The sequence below is a fragment of the Roseateles sp. GW821-FHT09G03 genome (assembly GCF_059416045.1).
Window position 1 is genome coordinate 593,939 of record NZ_JBWKOK010000001.1, and the last position, 17,388, is coordinate 611,326.

At 65.8% G+C, this 17,388-nt stretch carries 14 protein-coding genes; 10 read left to right on the forward strand and 4 right to left on the reverse strand.

Annotation, left to right across the window (positions count from 1 at the left end):
* Nucleotides 1-24: 24 nt before the first annotated feature.
* Together AC07OZ_RS02690 and AC07OZ_RS02695 are read left to right on the forward strand one after the other, a co-directional pair.
* A complete protein-coding gene (locus tag AC07OZ_RS02690; protein WP_495465616.1) occupies nucleotides 25-822 on the forward strand; it encodes a MipA/OmpV family protein in 798 nt (265 codons plus the stop codon).
* Between the two features lie 247 nt (nucleotides 823-1,069).
* Nucleotides 1,070-1,258, forward strand: coding sequence for a YodC family protein (locus tag AC07OZ_RS02695; RefSeq protein ID WP_495465617.1), 189 nt, complete (start codon nucleotides 1,070-1,072; stop codon nucleotides 1,256-1,258).
* 81 nt (nucleotides 1,259-1,339) lie between these two features.
* Here the strand turns inward: AC07OZ_RS02695 and AC07OZ_RS02700 are convergent, their stop codons facing one another.
* Nucleotides 1,340-4,069, reverse strand: coding sequence for a DEAD/DEAH box helicase (locus tag AC07OZ_RS02700; RefSeq protein ID WP_495465618.1), 2,730 nt, complete (start codon nucleotides 4,067-4,069; stop codon nucleotides 1,340-1,342).
* A 453-nt stretch (nucleotides 4,070-4,522) separates the two neighbouring features.
* Here AC07OZ_RS02700 and AC07OZ_RS02705 point away from each other — a divergent pair, with 453 nt between their 5' ends.
* From AC07OZ_RS02705 to AC07OZ_RS02725, 5 genes are read left to right on the forward strand one after another with little or no spacing between them, the layout of a single operon-like run.
* Nucleotides 4,523-5,695 carry an efflux RND transporter periplasmic adaptor subunit gene (locus tag AC07OZ_RS02705; RefSeq protein WP_495465619.1) on the forward strand — a complete coding sequence of 391 codons (1,173 nt, stop codon included), beginning with the start codon at nucleotides 4,523-4,525 and terminating at the stop codon, nucleotides 5,693-5,695.
* A gap of 28 nt (nucleotides 5,696-5,723) precedes the next feature.
* Entirely contained in the window at nucleotides 5,724-8,894 is a 3,171-nt protein-coding gene (locus tag AC07OZ_RS02710) for an efflux RND transporter permease subunit (RefSeq protein WP_495465620.1), read from the forward strand.
* An 18-nt stretch (nucleotides 8,895-8,912) separates the two neighbouring features.
* Nucleotides 8,913-10,451 carry an efflux transporter outer membrane subunit gene (locus AC07OZ_RS02715; RefSeq protein ID WP_495465621.1) on the forward strand — a complete coding sequence of 513 codons (1,539 nt, stop codon included), beginning with the start codon at nucleotides 8,913-8,915 and terminating at the stop codon, nucleotides 10,449-10,451.
* Complete coding sequence (locus AC07OZ_RS02720; RefSeq protein ID WP_495465622.1) at nucleotides 10,442-12,025, forward strand: MFS transporter; 1,584 nt, start codon at nucleotides 10,442-10,444, stop codon at nucleotides 12,023-12,025. Before AC07OZ_RS02715 ends, AC07OZ_RS02720 begins: the two co-directional genes overlap by 10 nt.
* A gap of 56 nt (nucleotides 12,026-12,081) precedes the next feature.
* Complete coding sequence (locus AC07OZ_RS02725) at nucleotides 12,082-12,783, forward strand: gamma-glutamylcyclotransferase (protein ID WP_495465623.1); 702 nt, start codon at nucleotides 12,082-12,084, stop codon at nucleotides 12,781-12,783.
* A 13-nt stretch (nucleotides 12,784-12,796) separates the two neighbouring features.
* On the opposite strand, the gene AC07OZ_RS02730 is transcribed toward AC07OZ_RS02725, so the two are convergent.
* Nucleotides 12,797-13,696: a LysR family transcriptional regulator gene (locus tag AC07OZ_RS02730; RefSeq protein WP_495465624.1), complete on the reverse strand. Its 900-nt coding sequence runs from the start codon at nucleotides 13,694-13,696 to the stop codon at nucleotides 12,797-12,799.
* A gap of 205 nt (nucleotides 13,697-13,901) precedes the next feature.
* On the opposite strand from AC07OZ_RS02730, the gene AC07OZ_RS02735 reads away from it, so the two are divergent.
* Entirely contained in the window at nucleotides 13,902-14,561 is a 660-nt protein-coding gene (locus AC07OZ_RS02735) for a glutathione S-transferase C-terminal domain-containing protein (RefSeq protein WP_495465625.1), read from the forward strand.
* 22 nt (nucleotides 14,562-14,583) lie between these two features.
* Nucleotides 14,584-15,090 (forward strand): HPP family protein, encoded by a 507-nt coding sequence (locus AC07OZ_RS02740; protein WP_495465626.1) that lies wholly within the window; start codon nucleotides 14,584-14,586, stop codon nucleotides 15,088-15,090.
* Nucleotides 15,091-15,230: 140 nt separating this feature from the next.
* Here the strand turns inward: AC07OZ_RS02740 and AC07OZ_RS02745 are convergent, their stop codons facing one another.
* Nucleotides 15,231-15,713, reverse strand: a complete 483-nt coding sequence (locus AC07OZ_RS02745) for a hypothetical protein (RefSeq protein WP_495465627.1) — start codon at nucleotides 15,711-15,713, stop codon at nucleotides 15,231-15,233.
* 221 nt (nucleotides 15,714-15,934) lie between these two features.
* A complete protein-coding gene (locus AC07OZ_RS02750; RefSeq protein ID WP_495465628.1) occupies nucleotides 15,935-16,684 on the reverse strand; it encodes a sugar nucleotide-binding protein in 750 nt (249 codons plus the stop codon).
* Between the two features lie 243 nt (nucleotides 16,685-16,927).
* Here AC07OZ_RS02750 and AC07OZ_RS02755 point away from each other — a divergent pair, with 243 nt between their 5' ends.
* Entirely contained in the window at nucleotides 16,928-17,305 is a 378-nt protein-coding gene (locus AC07OZ_RS02755) for a thermonuclease family protein (RefSeq protein WP_495466476.1), read from the forward strand.
* Nucleotides 17,306-17,388: the final 83 nt, after the last annotated feature.

Consider the following 17,388-nt stretch of genomic DNA (forward strand, 5'->3'; position numbering starts at 1 on the left):
CCAATGATCCCGATGAGACCATCCATGAAGCTTTCCACCGTCGTTCTCGCCGTCCTGGCACTTCCGCTGGTCGCTGCCGCGCAGGCGCAATCCACCCCGGCGACCGCGCCGACGTCCACCGTCGTCGTTCAGGCCGGCGTGGCCGTCGCAACGCGCTATGCCGGCTCCGACGAGGGGGTGGTGGTGCCGCTCCTCGGCGTCGAGTACGTGCATCCCAGCGGCTTCTTCGCGAGCACGCAGCGCGGCCTCGGCTACGCCGGAGCGGCGGGTCCGCTGAGCTACAGCGCGGCGCTCGGCTATCGCGGCAAGCGAGAGGAGAAGAAGACCAGCGGGCTGGGCTTCAGCAGCGGCAGCAAGTACCTGCGCGGCATGGGGGAAGTGAAGGGCAGCGCCACGGCGAACCTGACGCTGAGCTATGCGGTGATGGAGCGGCTGCAACTGCAGGTGGCGACGGAGCAGCCGATCTCCAATCGCGACAACGGCGCGCTCTACAGCATCGGCGCGGCGGCGACGCTGCTGGAGGATGGGAAGAACACGATGGTGCTGTCGGTGTCGGCGAATGCGGGCGACAAGAAGTACATGCAGACGTACCACGGGGTGACGGCGGCGCAGTCGGCGAGGTCCGGCTACGCCGCCTATACGCCGAAGGCGGGGGCGCATCTCGCGGAGGCGGGAGTGAGCTGGCAGCACAAGCTGTCAACGGAGTGGAGCGTGACCGGGATGGTCGGCGCACAGACGCTGCTCGGGGATGCGAAGAAGAGCCCGCTCACGCGGCGCACGACATCGCCGGTGGGGGCGGTGTTTGTGAGTTACTCATATTGAGTTTGATCAAGCCGAACCGGGTAGCTCGTATGCTGCAGGTGGCCGACCTGCAGCGCAGCCGTACTCGGCCACCGGGAGCGGTGACCGCGATCCCGACCTTCTCGTCTTTCACAGAGGAGAGCGTTCGATGAGTCACTGTGGACCGTACTTCCATCAAGGTGACGAGGCAGAGCAAAGGCGTACCCTGCAGACGCAAAGGCAGTGCTCGCTCAACCGTATGATTGGCTAAACCTCCCAAGGAGACCCGATGAGCGGTACCGAACTTCAACCCGGTGACATCGTGATGCTCAAAAGTGGTGGCCCAAAGATGACCGTCGTGGTGATCAGCGACTTCAGTCCTTTGGGCCCTAACCCTGGCGTCAAGTGCGAATGGTTCGACGAAAAGAAGAATCACCAAGAGAAGGTGTTCGTCCCCACGAATCTCGATAAGTTCTAGTGAAAGACTGCGGCGACTATTGCTGTCGCGACGGCGACTTTGCGGTGCTAGACCCCCACGCAGCGCGCTTGCGCGGACACTCTACTTGCCCACATAGGTCGGACTTCCCCCCAGGCGTTCGAGCTCGGCGACGCCAGGATTTCCGAGCCAGGTCATGAAGTCGGCGGCGGAAAGTGTGCCGCCATGGACGCGCAGCAGACCTTCCATGAACACGCTGTGCTCGATCAGCGTGATGTCCTTCGACGCCGCTGCCTTCTTCTTTGAGGTCTCGTCAAACGCGGGTTTGCCCAAGGTCACCCGTCGCATCGCTGGGTCAAAGTCTGCAGCCTTTTGCATGACCGCCCAGGCCTCTTCCTTTTTGATGAGAGGTGGTGACTTTGTGCAGGTCTTGCACTCCAGCAAGACTTGCTGAGTACCCAGCACGATGAGCAAGTCCGGCACGTTAGGGCGCGTGCCGTCATCCAGTATCGTTACTGCCCACGCGGCCTCGACCTGTAGGAGCGCCGCTATTGCCTCTTCATACTCCGTGCCGAGAGCGTCATCGCAGGCCTTAACCAGATGCTCAATGCCCAGTTCCTGCCCGGTCTTCCGATGTGCGGAAGCCAGCCTACTCGGCCCCAATCCCACTGTGCTGGAAACGGCAGCGATCAGAGCCAGCGCGCGTGGCTCGCTTCGGAGCAACTGCACGAGTTTTTCCTTTGCGGTTGCCAATACGTCGTGCAAGGTCGCAATCCCTTGTGCGACTAGCCCCATAGCGCGCTGTCGACCAAAGCCTGGAACGCTGTGCCGTTCGGCTACCCGCAAGACGTCCAGAGCTTCGGGTGGCGCTCCCCAGCGGACACGGCGAGCAAGCATTGCGATTTGGTTGCTCACCGTTTGCGGGCAACCGAGTTCGGGGGTCGTCGAGAGCTTATGGAGGCCATCGAGCACCCAGGCGACGTCCAACGCAAGGCGATGGATGGCACCTCCCGGTACGCGCGCGATGAACGCGATTTTGCGATCCGCGAGCCCGTCGGCATAGAGCGCAATCGCATGGGCACACTGTGCCAACCTGACGTCATTGCGATCGAGCGTCACGGGTAGAGGCTTGGTTCCCCAAAAGGTCACTGACTCATAGGAGGTATGCGACGGGAAAGGAAAGAAGCGAGACGGCCGCTCGGCCCTGTATTCGTCGCTAGCGCAGGCCGCATAGATCAATCCCGGAATCCACTCATCGAAACTCACCGCCAACTTAGGCACGAGGGTGCGCAGCATGGCGGCCAACTGGACGGCGGTCGCCGGAAGCAGGCCGGACATCGCTGCAGCGTTGCCCAACGGCGTGACGAGTAGGGCGTCGGCCTCATCATGGATCAACGCGTTGGCGGCCAACCAGTCCACGGCGGCGCGGCTTTCGGCTACCAGGGTGGCCAACTTTGCGGGATTCCGATTTAGCGTTTGATACCAGTACAGCGTGTTCTCGAAGAAGGTCATCACTTCGGCAAACGTGCTGGCCAACCCCGAGGCAACCAGTGTCAAGATCGTCTTGCGGATGCTCAGGTTCACCAACTGCGAACCGAGCCGGTCGTTGTCGGGCCGCACAAGCGTGTTGGCATGTGCAAGTTCAACATTGTTCTGTGGCAACAGCACGGCAAACCCTTCGGGGTGCATACCGAGCCTGCCTGCCCGCCCGGACATGTTGCGGTAGTCAGACCTGATGAGGTGGCTACCAGCCCTATCGCCCCAGCGATAGGTCAGCTTGGAGAAGACAATGGTCCGGAATGGGAAGTTCACCCCGGCCGCGAGGGTCGAAGTGGCAAAGCACACCTCGAATTTGCCATCGATGAAGCCACCTTCGATGACCTGACGCTCTTGTGGGGACAGGTCGGCAGTGTGAAAAGCGACGCGGCGTTCCGCGTTCTCACGGAGTTGGTCCGACGAGTCGGTCGGCTCCGAGAACAAGTCGAGCTGCTGTGCTAGATCTATACCGATGCCTACACGGGGCCTGTTTTGCCCGAACGCGGTCGCGAAATTTACGGCTTCGCGGCGGCTCTCTGTGAACACCAAGACGGGGCCGCGGTCGAGTCGCAACAGATGATCGACTACAGCGCTGATGTCGTTCGTCACGGTAGCAACGCCGTGTACATCTTGTCCGCTGTCGTCGCCGAATCTCGTGCGATGAGCTTGGCCGCCGTACCAAATTTCTTGATAGAGCGGCACGTCCCGGTGTGAGCTACGTACCAAGTCGCATGCCATCCACCCGGCGAGGTCTTCGGGGTTCTCTACGGTTGCCGTCAGCGCCACGAACTGCTTGACGCCGCGCTGCCGTAGTGCCGAGCACAGTGCTTCGATGTCCGGTCCCCGCCCAGGCTCGCCGAGAATCTGAAGTTCGTCGGCGACGACTAGCGCGTTGTTCGGTCTCAACTGACCGCTAAGGAATAAACCTAGCGCCTTCTCGTACGTTGCGACCAATAACTGGGCGTCTATGTCACCTTCGGTTCGGTCTCCTGTGTTCAGGCCAACCGACCCGATAGGCTCGACTGCTCCTTCGCCGAAACGGGCTACGAAGTCGAGATACTTCTGATCGGCCAGCGCTTTGTGAGAGACGAGATAGATGGCGCGGACCCCAGCGCGTAGCGCGCAGAGCACGGATATCTCGCCCACCAGAGTCTTGCCAGACGATGTCGGTGCACTCACGACGAGGCTGCGCCCGTCAGCCGCTCCAGCGGCAAGCGCAAGTCGTTGAACGTCGGTCAGTGATTCGATCCCCCAGCGCTGCAACTGCTGCAGCAACCCTGCGTCGACTCCCGGGCCTTGTGCGTCGGATGTTTTCATGCTCTCGCTCTCCTCCCCAGGATCGCCGTTGCGTTCAATGCATGGCACGTTATCGTCGATTCGCCGTTCGCGCTAGCGCGATTGCCCCCACGTCTTAGATAGAGCAGTCGACGGTGATCTGTTGCGAAGCATTCATTCGAAAAGGGCATGTCCATTCGTGCCACTCACCACTTCAGCGACGGAATTAAGGATTGAGGTGGATCGCGCGTGAGGAAGGCCATCAATGAACTTCGCCTGTCGTGATCACTTTTCGAGGCGACCGGCGCAAATGACCAAGATCAGCCCGGTGCACGTCTTAGGCATCGTGCTTAGCGCAGATGATCACAACAACGCAAGCATTGTCTCCACCGCGCTGACAAAGCGTCCGAGGGCAGGTCGTTTATCCGGAAGTGGCCGATCGCAATACTGCAATCCATCCATTTCCGTCTTGAACAACCTTCCCAAGGAGCTGTCATGTTTGCGTTTCGAAAGACCGTTCTCGCGACGGTCGCCACAGTGGTGGTGGCTGGCGCGGGCGCATGGTTGATGCTGGATGCCCCGACCCAGACCCTGCGTGCCGCGCACGCCGAGAACGCGGCCGTCGGGCCCGAGGTCGAGGTCGCCGCCGTCATCGCCAGGCAGATCGCCGAGCGCCAGTCCTACTCCGGCCGACTCGAGGCTGTCGACCGCGTGGACGTCCGTCCCCTGGTCTCCGGCCGCATCGTCGCCGTCCACTTCAAGGATGGCGCCGTGGTCAGGAAGGGCGAGCCGCTCTTCACCATCGACCCCCAGCCCTATCAGGCCGAATTCGACCGGGCCGATGCGCAGCTGGCCGCCGCTCTGGCGCGGGCCTCCCTCGCCACCAGTGAAGCCGAACGCGCCTCGCGGCTCATGGACGGCAACGCGATTGCGCGCCGGGATTTCGACAATCGCCAGAACGCCGCACGCGAAGCCGCGGCCGAGGTGAAGGCCGCGAAGGCCGCGCTCGAGGCCGCGCGGGTGAATCTCTCCTACACCGCCGTCGTCGCGCCGGTGGGCGGCCGCGTCTCGCGCGCGGAGTTGACGCTCGGCAACGTCGTCACCGCCGGCGCGAATGCACCGCTGTTGACGACGCTCGTCTCCACCTCGCCCATCTACGCCTCGTTCTCGGTCGACGAGCAGACCTATCTCCGCCATCTGCGCACCGCCGGTGCCAAGGTGCCGGTGTCGCTGGGCCTGTCCAACGAAACCGGCTACGGGCGCGAAGGCGTGGTGAGCTCCGTCGACAACCGACTGGACACGGTCTCGGGAACCATCCGCGTCCGCGCCAGCTTCGACAACGCCGACGGATCGCTCGTTCCCGGCCTCTATGCGAAGGTCCTCGTCGGCGGCGCCAAGCCGCGCGACGCCATCCTCATCGACGACTCCGCGGTGGGCACCGATCAGGCCAGGAAGTTCGTCCTCGTCGTCGATGAGCAGAGCAAGGCCCAGTACCGCGAGGTGCGCCTGGGCGATCTCTACGACGGCTTCCGCGTCGTCGAGACCGGCCTGAAGGCCGGCGATCGCGTCATCGTCAACGGCATCCAGCGCGCGCGCCCCGGCGAGCGCATCAGCTCGAAGGTGGTCGACATGGCGGGCGTTCCGGCGCGCCGCAAGTCGGCCGCGTGATCGCCGTCCAGTTCATCGAGGCAGCATCATGAACATCTCGAAATTCTTCATCGACCGCCCCATCTTCGCGGGCGTGCTGTCGATGCTGGTCCTGCTTGCCGGCGTGATCGCGCTGTTCAAGCTCCCCACGGCGGAGTACCCCGAAGTGGTGCCGCCCTCGGTGGTGGTGCGCGCGCAGTACCCGGGCGCCAATCCGAAGGTGATCGCGGAGACGGTGGCCTCTCCGATCGAGGAGCGCATCAACGGCGTGGAAAACATGCTGTACATGCAGTCGCAGGCCAACAGCGACGGCAACCTGCAGATCACCGTGACCTTCAAGCTGGGGACCAATCCGGACCTGGCGCAGCAGCTCGTGCAGAACCGGGTCTCGCAGGCGATGCCGCGTCTGCCCGAAGACGTGCAGCGCCTGGGCGTGACGACGGTCAAGGCGTCTCCGACGCTGACCATGGGCGTCAGCGTGCTGTCTCCCAACGACAAGTACGACCTGACCTACCTGCGCAACTACGCGCTCATCAACGTGAAGGACCGGCTCGCCCGCGTGCCGGGCGTGGGCGAGGTCGTCATGTGGGGCTCCGGCGACTACGCGATGCGCGTTTGGCTGGATCCGCAGAAAGTCGCGCAGCACCAGTTGACCGCGACCGACGTGGTCAAGTCCATCCGCGAGCAGAACGTGCAGGTGGCCGCTGGCATCGTCGGCGCGGCACCGATGGAGAACGTGCCGCTGCAGCTCAACGTCAATGCCCAAGGACGGCTGAAGAGCGAAGCGTACTTCCGCAACATCATCCTGAAGAGCGCGCCGGATGGCGCGATCACGATGCTGAAGGACGTGGCGCGCGTCGAGCTCGCGTCCTCCGACTACGGGCTGCGGGCGATGCTGGACAACAAGCCCGCCGTGCAGCTGATCATCTTCCAGTCCCCGGGCGCGAACTCGCTGCAGATCTCGGACGACGTCCACGATCTGATGAAGGAACTGAAGGCGGACATGCCCGAGGGCGTGGACTACGACATCGCGTATGACCCGACGCGCTTCGTCCGCCTCAGCATCGATGCGGTCATCAAGACGCTGCTCGAGGCCATCGCGCTCGTCGTGGTCGTGGTGGTCCTGTTCCTGCAGACCTGGCGCGCCTCCATCATCCCGCTGCTGGCCGTGCCGGTCTCCATCGTCGGCACCTTCACGCTGCTGCTGGGCTTCGGCTACACCATCAATGCGCTCAGCCTGTTCGGCATGGTGCTGGCCATCGGCATCGTGGTGGACGACGCCATCGTCGTGGTGGAGAACGTCGAGCGCAACATCAGCGCCGGCCTCAGCGCTCGCGATGCGACCTACCAGGCCATGCGGGAGGTGAGCGGGCCCATCATCGCGATCGCATTGGCGCTCGTGGCGGTGTTCGTGCCGCTGGCCTTCATGTCGGGTCTGACGGGGCAGTTCTACCGTCAGTTCGCGATGACCATCGCCATCTCGACGGTCATCTCCGCCTTCAATTCGCTGACGCTGTCGCCCGCGTTGGCCGCGCTCCTGCTGAAGGGCCACCACGAGCCGAAGGACTGGCTCACGCGGGGCATGGACCAGGTGTTCGGCCGCTTCTTCGCGTGGTTCAACCGCGTGTTCCATCGCGGCTCAGAGTCGTACGGCCGAGGCGTCGGCCGGGCGGTGGGGCGCAAGGCCGGGATGATGGCTCTGTACGGCGTGCTGCTCGCAGGCACTGTGCTGATCGGCAAGGCCGTGCCGAGCGGCTTCGTGCCGGCGCAGGACAAGGACTACCTGGTGGCCGTGGTGCAGCTGCCTGCGGGGGCCTCGCTGGACCGGACCGAGAAGCTGGTCCGCGAGCTCGGCGAGATGGCATTGAGCGTCCCGGGTGTCCGCCAGGTGCCGCAGTTCCCGGGGCTCTCCGTCAGCCTGAGCAATTCGTCGAGCAGCGCGCTGTTGTTCCCGCTGCTGAAGCCTTCGAAGGACCGCAAGCCGGGTGAGTCCGCGCAGGAGGTCATCGCGGCGCTGAACGCGAAGTTCTCGACCATCAAGGAAGCGCAGGTCGCCGTCTTCCCGCCGCCGCCGGTGGAAGGACTCGGCACGCTGGGCGGCTTCAAGCTGCAGCTGGAGGACCGCGGCGCGCTGGGCTACGAGGCGCTGAACGACGCCACGCAGGCCTTCCTGAAGAAGCTCGCGCAGGCGCCTGAACTTGGTCCCAGTTTCTCGATGTACCAGATCGACGTGCCGCAGCTGGATGTCGACCTCGACCGCATCAAGGCCAAGCAGCTCGGCGTGTCGGTGACGGATGTCTTCGACACGATGCAGATCTATCTCGGATCGCTCTACGTCAACGACTTCAACCAGTTCGGCCGTGTCTTCCAGGTGCGCGCGCAGGCCGATGCGCCGTTCCGCGCCGGCGCCGAGGACATCGGCCTGCTGAAGACCCGCAACGCCGCGGGCGAGATGGTGCCGCTGTCCTCGCTGGTCACCGTGACGCCGACCTACGGTCCGCAGACCGTGGTCCGCTACAACGGCTTCCCTGCGGCCGACATCAACGGCGGACCCGCGCCCGGCTACTCGTCGGGCCAGGCCAAGGCGGCCGTGGAGCGCATCGCCGCCGAGGTCCTGCCGCGCGGCATCCGCATGGAATGGACCGACCTGACCTACCAGCAGATCCTGGCCGGCAACTCCGCGCTCTGGGTGTTCCCGATCAGCGTGGTGCTCGTGTTCTTCGTGCTGGCCGCGCTGTACGAGAGCATGACGCTGCCGCTGGCGATCCTGCTGATCGTGCCGATGAGCATCCTGTCGGCGCTGACCGGCGTCTGGCTGACCCACGGGGACAACAACATCTTCACGCAGATCGGCCTGATGGTGCTGGTGGGCCTGTCGGTGAAGAACGCCATCCTGATCGTCGAGTTCGCCCGTGAACTGGAGATGGACGGCCGCGGCATCGTGGAGGCGGCGATCGAAGCCAGCCGGCTGCGCCTGCGGCCCATCCTGATGACCTCGATCGCGTTCATCGCCGGCGTCATTCCGCTGGTGTTCTCGACGGGCGCGGGCGCGGAGATGCGCAGCGCAATGGGCATCGCCGTGTTCTTCGGGATGCTGGGCGTGACGCTCTTCGGACTGATGCTGACGCCCGTCCTGTACGTGGTCCTGCGCAAGCTCGCCGGCGGACAGCCGATCGTGGACAAGCACGGCCACCACCCCCACATCGAGGTCGCCCACTGAGGTGGGAAGGAGTCGGACATGAAGACGAACAAGCAAGCGGCGGCCACTGGCCGTGCCGCCTGGGGCCTGACGGCCCTGGCCAGCCTGCTCCTGATGGCGGGCTGTTCCGTGGCGCCTCCCTACAAGCGGCCTGACGCCGCGGTGACGCCAGTTTTCAAGGAAGCGCCCAAGGGCTGGGATTCGGTCGTGCTGAAGGGCAGCGACGGCTCCACCTGGAAGGAAGCCGCGCCGGCCGAGGACCTCGCCCGAGGGGCCTGGTGGAAGGTCTTCGGCGACCGCGGCCTCGATGAGCTCATCGAACAAGCGATGCAGGCGAATCAGGAGCTCCAGGTCGCGGCGGCTCGCGTCAAGGAATCGCGGGCGATGACGCAGGAGGCGCGAGCCGGCCTGTTCCCGTCGGCGGACCTGGGCCTGGGCGCCTCGCGTCAACGGCCGTCCGCGGTCTCGCAAGGACTGACCCCGGGCAGCCAGGTGCCAACCCAGACCGTCTACCGCGCTCAGCTCGGCATCTCATACGAGGTCGATCTCTTCGGCCGCGTGTCCTCGGCTGTCGCCGCGGCGAGGGCGGAAGGCCAACGCAGCGAGGCGCTCTTCCAGTCGGTGCGCCTGGCGCTGCAGGCGGACGTCGCGCAGAACTACTTCACGCTGCGCCAGCTGGATGCGGAGGCGGAGGTGTTCGTCGCCGCAGTGCGTCTGCGCGAGGAAGCGCTGCAACTGGCCGAGCGCCGGCAGAAGGCGGGCGACATCGGCGCGCTGGACGTGGCGCGCGCCAGGTCCGAGCTGGCCAACGCGAGAAGCGATGCAATGACGGTCGCGCGCCTGCGCGCTTCGTCCGAGCATGCCTTGGCGGTGCTGCTCGGGAAGGCGCCGGCGGCGTTCAGCTTCACGCCCCAGCCGCTGGAAGCGTTCAGCCTGCGGCTCCCGGCGGGTCTGCCATCGAGCCTGCTGGAGCGCCGTCCCGACATCGCGGCGGCGGAGCGCGCGATGGCTGCGGCCAACGCCCGCATCGGCGTCGCCAAGTCGGCGTTCTTCCCGTCGCTGACGCTCACGGGCGGCGGCGGCTTCGAGTCGGGCACCGCCGGCGATTTCTTCCAGTGGAGCAGCCGCTCCTTCCTGTTGGGGCCGCTCCTGAGCCTGCCGCTCTTCGACGGCGGTCGCCGCGAAGGGCAACTCGCTCAGACGCGGGCGCAATACGAAGAGCAGGTCGCGCAGTACCGGCAACAGGTGCTGACGGCCTTCCGCGAGGTCGAGGACGGCCTCGCGGATCTTCGCGTGCTGGAGGACCAGGTCAGGACGCAGACCGAAGGTGCCGAGGCGGCGGCGGAGGCCGCGCGCCTGTCGCGGCGCCGGTACACGGAGGGCGACGTGAGCTACCTGGAAGTCATCGATGCAGAGCGCGCGGTGCTGATGTCGCGACGCTCGTCCGTTCAACTGGCCGGCCTGCAGGCGGTCACCTCCGTCCGGTTGATCCGCGCGCTGGGCGGCGGATGGGGTGACAAGCGTGGCAAGGGTGACCAGGGTGACCAGGGTGACCAGGGAGTCCCGTCATGGAACTGAAGACGCCAACGGATCGAACCGGCGAGAGCCTGCTCATCCTCGCCTCGATCTGTCTGGCCGCCCTCGTGCTGCCGCTCAGCTTCACCGGCGGCGCGGTGGCGACGCCCGCCATCGGCCGTTCCCTCGGCGGAACGCCCACCGCGCTCACCTGGATCACCAACGCCTTCATGCTCAGTTTCGGCAGCCTCCTGATGGCGGCCGGCGCGCTCGCCGACCAGGTCGGCCGCAAGCGCGTCTTCTCCATCGGCCTGGCGCTGTTCACCTTGACGTCGCTCGCGCTCAGCGTCGCGCCGTCGGTGCTGTGGCTCGACTGGATGCGCGCCATCCAGGGCGTCGGTGCCGCCGCGGCCCTGTCCAGCGGCTCGGCCGCCCTCGCGCAGGAGTTCGAGGGGCATGCCCGCACGCGCGCCTTCAGCGCGCTCGGCGCCACCTTCGGCATCGGTCTCGCTTTCGGGCCGCTGGTGGCCGGCACGCTGATCGAGTTCCTGGGCTGGCAAGCCGTCTTCCTCACGACCGCGGCGTTGGGCATGCTGGCGATGCTCTTCGGATTGCCGCGGATGCGCGAGACGCGCGACCCCGGCGCCCAAGGCCTGGACTGGCCCGGCACCATCACCTTCAGCGGGACGCTGGCCCTGCTGACCTTCGGGCTCATCCAGGCGCCGGAAAGCGGCTGGTCCAGCCCGCTGGTCGTGGGACTGCTGGCGGGGGCCGGGGTTCTCCTCGTCGCGTTCGTCGTCATCGAGGCGCATGTGGCCCGGCCCATGCTGGACCTGTCGCTGTTCCGCCTGGGCCGCTTCGTGGGCGTGCAGATGCTCCCCATCGGGACGTGCTACAGCTTCATCGTGCTCGTCGTGATGCTGCCGCTTCGCCTGATCGGCATCGAGCGCATGACGGAGCTCGAGGCCGGTCTGCTGATGGTCGCGCTGTCCTTGCCCGTGATGGTGGTGCCGTTCGTCGCCGCCAGCCTGACGCGGTATGCCTCCGCGGGCGTGCTGTCCGGACTGGGCTTCCTCATTGCCGCGGCCGGTCTGCACTGGCTGAGCTACGCGCAGGTGAACGGTCCGCTGCTGGACTACGTGCTGCCGATGTTCGTCATCGGTCTGGGAAGCGGTCTGCCCTGGGGCTTGATGGACGGGCTGGCGATCAGCGTCGTCCCGGTGGAACGCGCGGGCATGGCGACCGGCATCTTCAACACGGCGCGGGTGGCGGGGGAGGGCATCACGCTGGCCATCGTGAGTGCCGTTCTGGCGGGCATGACGTACGGCGCGCTGGTCGAGGAGATCGATGCGGGCGACCGCACGTCGCGGGAGCAGGTGGTCCTCGCGGCGCGCCGGCTCACCACGGGCGACCTGGAGGCGGCGCAAGCGCTCCTGCCGCAGGTCGTGGCGACACGCGTGGTCGCCGCACACGACACGGCCTTCCATGGGCTCATCCATGTGTTGACCGGCGTGACGCTGCTGGCTGCCGTCTCCGCGTTCGGATTCCTGGGCGGAGGGTCCCGACTGTCGCGATCCACGAAACAGAGCGACGCCGGTCCCTGCGTTTATCGGGACGCCGTCGATACCCAGAATTGATTCACCGGGCGGGGCGTCCCTCCCGGACCGTCGATCCCGAATCAAGCATTGAAGACATGTCCACCTTGAACAGGAATTCTCTCGAGGACGGCAGCTTCGCCGCGAAGCTGCAGCTGCCGCCCGACATGTTGTGGTCCTCGTCGAAGCTGGAGGAGTCGCTCGCCGCCACGCTGCGGCTGCGGCCTCCGGGCGACCTCTGGGTCTTCGCCTACGGCTCGCTGATGTGGAATCCGCTGCTGCACTACGCCGCCCGCGAGAACGCGGTGCTGGACGGCTGGCACAGGAGCTTCTGCCTGAAGACCGTGGCCGGCCGCGGCACCGCCGACCGCCCGGGTCGCATGCTCGCGCTGGAAGCCGGCGGCCGGACCGAGGGCGTGGCCCTGAAGCTCCATGAGGCATCGGCCGAGTTCGAGCTCAAGCTGCTCTGGGCCCGCGAGATGGTGGCGGGCAGCTACGTGCCGCGCTGGGAAACCATCACCTTGCCAGGTGGGGAACGGGCGTCGGCCATCGTCTTCGTCGTGAACAAGGACAACCCGCACTACGAGCCGGAGTCCGCCGTCACGGCGATCGCGCCGCTCATCGCGGCGGCGGGCGGGTCGTTCGGCTCGAATGCGGAGTACGTCTGCCACCTCGACTTCGCGCTGGCGGATGCCGGACTCGAGGACGCCTACGTCGACGCGCTGGTCTGCGAACTCAAGAGCGCCATGGACGTCGGCGCGGAAGGCAACCGGCGGAGTCGACCGGCGGGAGCCGATTGAGACGGGACCGTGGTCAGGCCAGGCTCTCCGCGAGGAAGTTCAGGACCGCCCGCGTCTTGGTGGCCATGCGCGTGCCGAGCGGGATCATCGCGTGGACGGGCGGTCCATCCACGTCGGCTTCGGGCAGCACATGGACGAGGCGACCGGCCTCGACATGGGGCCGCGCGACGCGGTCGAGGATCTGGGCGATGCCGACGCCCTGGACGGTGGCCTCCACCAGGGCGTGCCCGTCCGCCAGCACCACGACGGGGGCCGGCGACATCTCGCGCTGTTCCCCGTCGTCCAGCAGGGTCCAGGGCCGCAGGCGGCCCGAGGGACCGCGGAAGATGAGCGCATCGTGGCCGGCGAGCTCGGCGACGGTCGTGATGTCGCCCTTGCGGGCCAGGTACTCGGGGGAGGCGTACAGGCCCAACTTGAGCGAGCACAGCTTCCTGACGGTCATCTCTCCGTCGGTCGGCAGCGCGCCGATGCGCACGACGATGTCCCAGCCCTCGGCGACGGCATCGGACATCCGGTCCGACAGGCCGATCTCCAGTGTGACCTTGGGGTACTTCTCGCGCAGCAGGGAGAGGGAAGGGAAGAACAGCCGGCCGAAGCCGGCGGGGAGGTCCACCCGGACGCGGCCGATGGGTTCGGAGCGCCGGGCCGCCAGGGCCTGTTCCGCTTCCCGGAGACCGTCGAGGGCGCCTTGCGCCGCCAGCAGGTAGACCTGCCCGTCATCGGTGAGGTGGACGGCCCGCGTGGTGCGCTGGAACAGGCGCGTGCCAAGTCTTGCCTCCAGCCGCTGGACGGCCTTGCCTGCATTGGACTTGGTCGTTCCGAGCAACTCGGCCGCCTTCGTGAAGCTGCCGAGCTGGGCCACGGCCACGAAGGTCTCGATATCGGCCACGGCGGCATCTACGCGCTTGGTCACGGTGCATTCCTCCAGAAGACATTGTGCGGACAGCTGGGATCGTCGGCGCAAGGATGCCTTGAAACGGGCACGGCACTGTCGCTCCGGAAGCGACAGACAGCGGACGGACGACTGCTTTATCGCTCGTGGGGCGCTCCCTAGAGTTCATTCCGTTGGCGACACGCTGAGTTGCCGCCGGCAGAACCCCACTCATCGAAAGACCCTCATGAAACTCTTCATCGCCGACGACACCTGCTCCCGCGCCGTGCAGGTCATTGCCAACGAGCTTGGCCTGAATCCCGACATCGTGCACTTCGACGTGTTCGGCAAGACCACCTCGACGGGCGAGGCCTTCTTCGACGTCAACCCGCTGGGCTACGTGCCCGCGCTGCAGCTGGACAACCCGCAGCGGGACATCCTGACGGAGACCGGCCCGATCACCAGCTTCCTCGCCGACCAGCATCCGGAGAGCCGCCTGACGCCGCCTCAGGGCACGCTGGAGCGCGCCAAGGTCGACGTCCTGCTGAACTTCATCGGCACCGAGATCGCGCAGAAGCACATCCCGCTGATGCGCAAGCTGCTGACGGAAGCCGGCACCGAATGGACCCGCGCGAAGCTGGTCGCGGCCTACACGCGGATCGACGAGCTGCTGTCCGACGGCCGCGCGTACGTCACGGGCGAGCAGTTCTCGGTGGTCGATGCCTACCTGTGGGCGACGATGTGGCATGCGCGCTCGGGCGCGCAGATCGGGCACCTGACGAGGCTCTTCGCCTGGAAGGATCGTGTCGAAACGCGCGCGTCCGTGAAGAAGGCGCTGAGCGACGAGGCGGAGATCGTCACGAAGCATCGGGCCCAGATCGCTGCGGCCGCTGCGGTGGCCGCCTGAGGCGTCTTCCGCGGAGAAATCCATGAGCCCGCGGAAGCCAGCGTCGAACGACGAGCCGGGTGCCTCGACGAGGACCTTCGTCAGTTTGCTGGTGGCATTCGTGGTGGTCGGCGGCTTCCCCGTTCTCTGGACCGCGCACTTTGCGGACGCCCCGTACCTGGTGGCGCCGCTGGGCGCGTCAGCGACGCTCATGGCGCTGACGCCCGAGCATCCTTTCGCGGCGGCGAAGGCGGTGGTGTTCGGGAACCTCGTGGCGGCAGGCATCGGGCTCTCGGCCGCGGCGCTGGTTCATGTCCCCCTGCTGGCCGCCGCCATGGCGCTCGCGATCGGCGTCGTCGCGCTGCGCCTGCTGGGCATCAGTCACCCGCCGGCCAGTGGCATGGCGGTGATGACGGCGTTGGAGGATGCGAGGTCGCTGGAAGCGGCGGCGAGGTTTCTCCTCCTCAACGTGCTGCTCAGCGCCGTGGTGTTGACGGTGGTAATGCTGGCGGTCAAGCGGGCCTGCGAAAGGCGGGCCGGTAGGAGGTGAGTCACCTCGCCGTCCGCGACCTTCCTGAGTTCAAACGCCGTGCGGGAACACGTGGGGCCAGGTCATGCCGGTGCCGGCCAAGTCAGGCGACAAGACACGCGCGCCTGGGACGAAAGCTTCGTCTTTCCAGTTCTCGCCGTTCAGGGAAGGGCGCGCCACTTGAACGAAAGCAGGCGGTCGAAGGTCTTCTGAATCAGCCTCTCTATCTCCTCGTCAAATTTGTCGTTGTCGAAGGCAATGTCTGGGGAGAGGCTGCCCCGTCCCCAATAGGTGAATGCATCGTGCACTGCCTGCGAAGTGTCCAGACAGCTGTTGAGCCAATAGAAGCTGTCTGCTTCCACCTGCACCGTGTCCGGCATGGCGATGAACTTGTGTTCACTGCTGCCATACATCGTCGGTCCAGTGAAGTTGCTACTTCCTACGATGGCAAGGACGGGCTTCTCCTTGCTGAGAAAAACCGCAACTTTGGCGTGCCATCGCAGGGCTTGCTCGCCATTCTTGGATGGAGGAAGCTTGTATGCAGAAGCTTTGATGCCTTGCTTGATGAGCGAGTCTCGAAGCTCGAGCAGGCTTGTCGCACTCTCGTCGTAGCCACCCATGAGAAACACGTGCTTGCCTTCCATGTCCTCGTCGATCCCGAAGTCGGGTGACGCACCCTTCAATCGGCTTGTGAAGTCGTTGAAGAACCCCGAGGCGATGTAGGCACTGTCGATGTCCCATGACCTCAGCATCCGTACAAACGTGTCTCGGAAGTAGCTGCCCGCGAAGTGGGCGCGAAGTGCGATTGCGATCGGAATGGTGGTGCTCCTTGGGTCAGAGGATTTCTGTCCGCTCGCGCGCGGCCTCACCCCAAGTGCACGCTCAACGGCGGCAGCATCGACCCGCCGTTCTCGTTCACGAGCCGCTGGTCATGCACATAGTCCTGCGTCACCTCGACCACCCAGTCCCGTTCGAACTTCTTTCCCAGCCTCTGAACCAGCTGGTCGAACGTCAGCGCATCCAACGCATTGCTGTCCAGATGAACCGGCCCGCCGGTGCCTTCCTGAACGAGATCGCAGAGCGCCGCCGCGGTGTCGGACATGAACGAGCACGCCGGACGCCAGGCTGAACTTGCGCGGATGCGCCCATCCCGGGCGTGCTGCTCATCCAGGTGGCGGAGCATGTTGTTGCCGACAGCGTCCGGCGCGATCTGCCAGCCGATGCGCGCCACCGTCGCCGATGGATTAGCCGTCAGCACCGCGTCCTCGCATCGGATCTTGTACTGCCCGTAGTCGTCCTTGGCGGTCCGCGGGTCGCGGGGCCGATGAGGTCCGCCTGACGAGGCGTCGAAGATCATCGCGGTGCTCACGAAGACCATGTGCGCCCCATGCAGCCTCGCGAAGCCTGCCAGTTGAGCAGCCCAGGACTCGGAGCCCATCGCCAGGTGGACGATGGCATCCGGCGCCTCGGCGCGCAGGAAGGCGAGGGCGGCGGTCTCATTGGCAGGGTCCACCGCGTTGCGGTCCCAACCCACCACGTCCCAGTCTCGCGATTCCGCTTCGCGGCCGACCCAGGGAGCCACGGTGCCGTTCAGTCCAGTGATGAGGAGCTTCATGGCCTGTATCGATCTTTGCATTTTTGACAGCCAGACTCTGCCACGTGTCCAAGATGATCTACAAACCGGGTCTCACCGTACCTCCGCACCTTCATGTCCGCTCTCCCCAGTAGATGCATCTCTCCGTTCTCCTCGCCTCATGCATTCCTGATCGCCGTCCTCTTGTGCAGCTCGCTCGGTACCGCGGGCGCTGCGACGCTCCGCGGCGAAGTCGTCGGCCTCTCTGATGGAGACACGTTGACCGTGCTCGACAACGAGCGCCACCAGCATCGCGTGCGGCTGGTTGGCATCGATGCACCGGAGAAGCGCCAGGCCTTCGGGGAGCGTTCTCGCCAGCATCTCTCGGAGCTGGTGTTCCGGCAGGAGGTGGTGGTGGACTGGAAGAAGAGAGACCGCTACGGCCGCATCCTCGGGCTTGTCCGCGTGCGTTCGGTCGATGTCGGCCAAGCCCAACTGAGAGCGGGCCTGGCCTGGCACTACAAGGCGTTCGAGCGGGAGCAGCCGGCCGCACAGCGCACCCTGTACTCGGCCGAGGAAATCGATGCCCGACGCGCGCGGCGCGGGCTATGGAGCGAGGCAACGCCGACCCCGCCTTGGGAGTTCCGTCGCAGCAAGAAGTGATCGGCTCCGGCGCTATCTCCGCGATGAGCAAACGCGATTGGCCGGTCGCATCGGCGATCCGTACCATTCCAAACAAGATCAAA

Bases quoted from the DNA above. Each gene is read 5' to 3' on its own strand.
- AC07OZ_RS02690 (WP_495465616.1), top strand. From the start codon at position 25: ATGAAGCTTTCCACCGTCGTTCTCGCCGTCCTGGCACTTCCGCTGGTC.
- AC07OZ_RS02695 (WP_495465617.1), top strand. From the start codon at position 1,070: ATGAGCGGTACCGAACTTCAACCCGGTGACATCGTGATGCTCAAAAGT.
- AC07OZ_RS02700 (WP_495465618.1), bottom strand. From the start codon at position 4,069: ATGAAAACATCCGACGCACAAGGCCCGGGAGTCGACGCAGGGTTGCTG.
- AC07OZ_RS02705 (WP_495465619.1), top strand. From the start codon at position 4,523: ATGTTTGCGTTTCGAAAGACCGTTCTCGCGACGGTCGCCACAGTGGTG.
- AC07OZ_RS02710 (WP_495465620.1), top strand. From the start codon at position 5,724: ATGAACATCTCGAAATTCTTCATCGACCGCCCCATCTTCGCGGGCGTG.
- AC07OZ_RS02715 (WP_495465621.1), top strand. From the start codon at position 8,913: ATGAAGACGAACAAGCAAGCGGCGGCCACTGGCCGTGCCGCCTGGGGC.
- AC07OZ_RS02720 (WP_495465622.1), top strand. From the start codon at position 10,442: ATGGAACTGAAGACGCCAACGGATCGAACCGGCGAGAGCCTGCTCATC.
- AC07OZ_RS02725 (WP_495465623.1), top strand. From the start codon at position 12,082: ATGTCCACCTTGAACAGGAATTCTCTCGAGGACGGCAGCTTCGCCGCG.
- AC07OZ_RS02735 (WP_495465625.1), top strand. From the start codon at position 13,902: ATGAAACTCTTCATCGCCGACGACACCTGCTCCCGCGCCGTGCAGGTC.
- AC07OZ_RS02740 (WP_495465626.1), top strand. From the start codon at position 14,584: ATGAGCCCGCGGAAGCCAGCGTCGAACGACGAGCCGGGTGCCTCGACG.
- AC07OZ_RS02745 (WP_495465627.1), bottom strand. From the start codon at position 15,713: ATGGAAGGCAAGCACGTGTTTCTCATGGGTGGCTACGACGAGAGTGCG.
- AC07OZ_RS02750 (WP_495465628.1), bottom strand. From the start codon at position 16,684: ATGAAGCTCCTCATCACTGGACTGAACGGCACCGTGGCTCCCTGGGTC.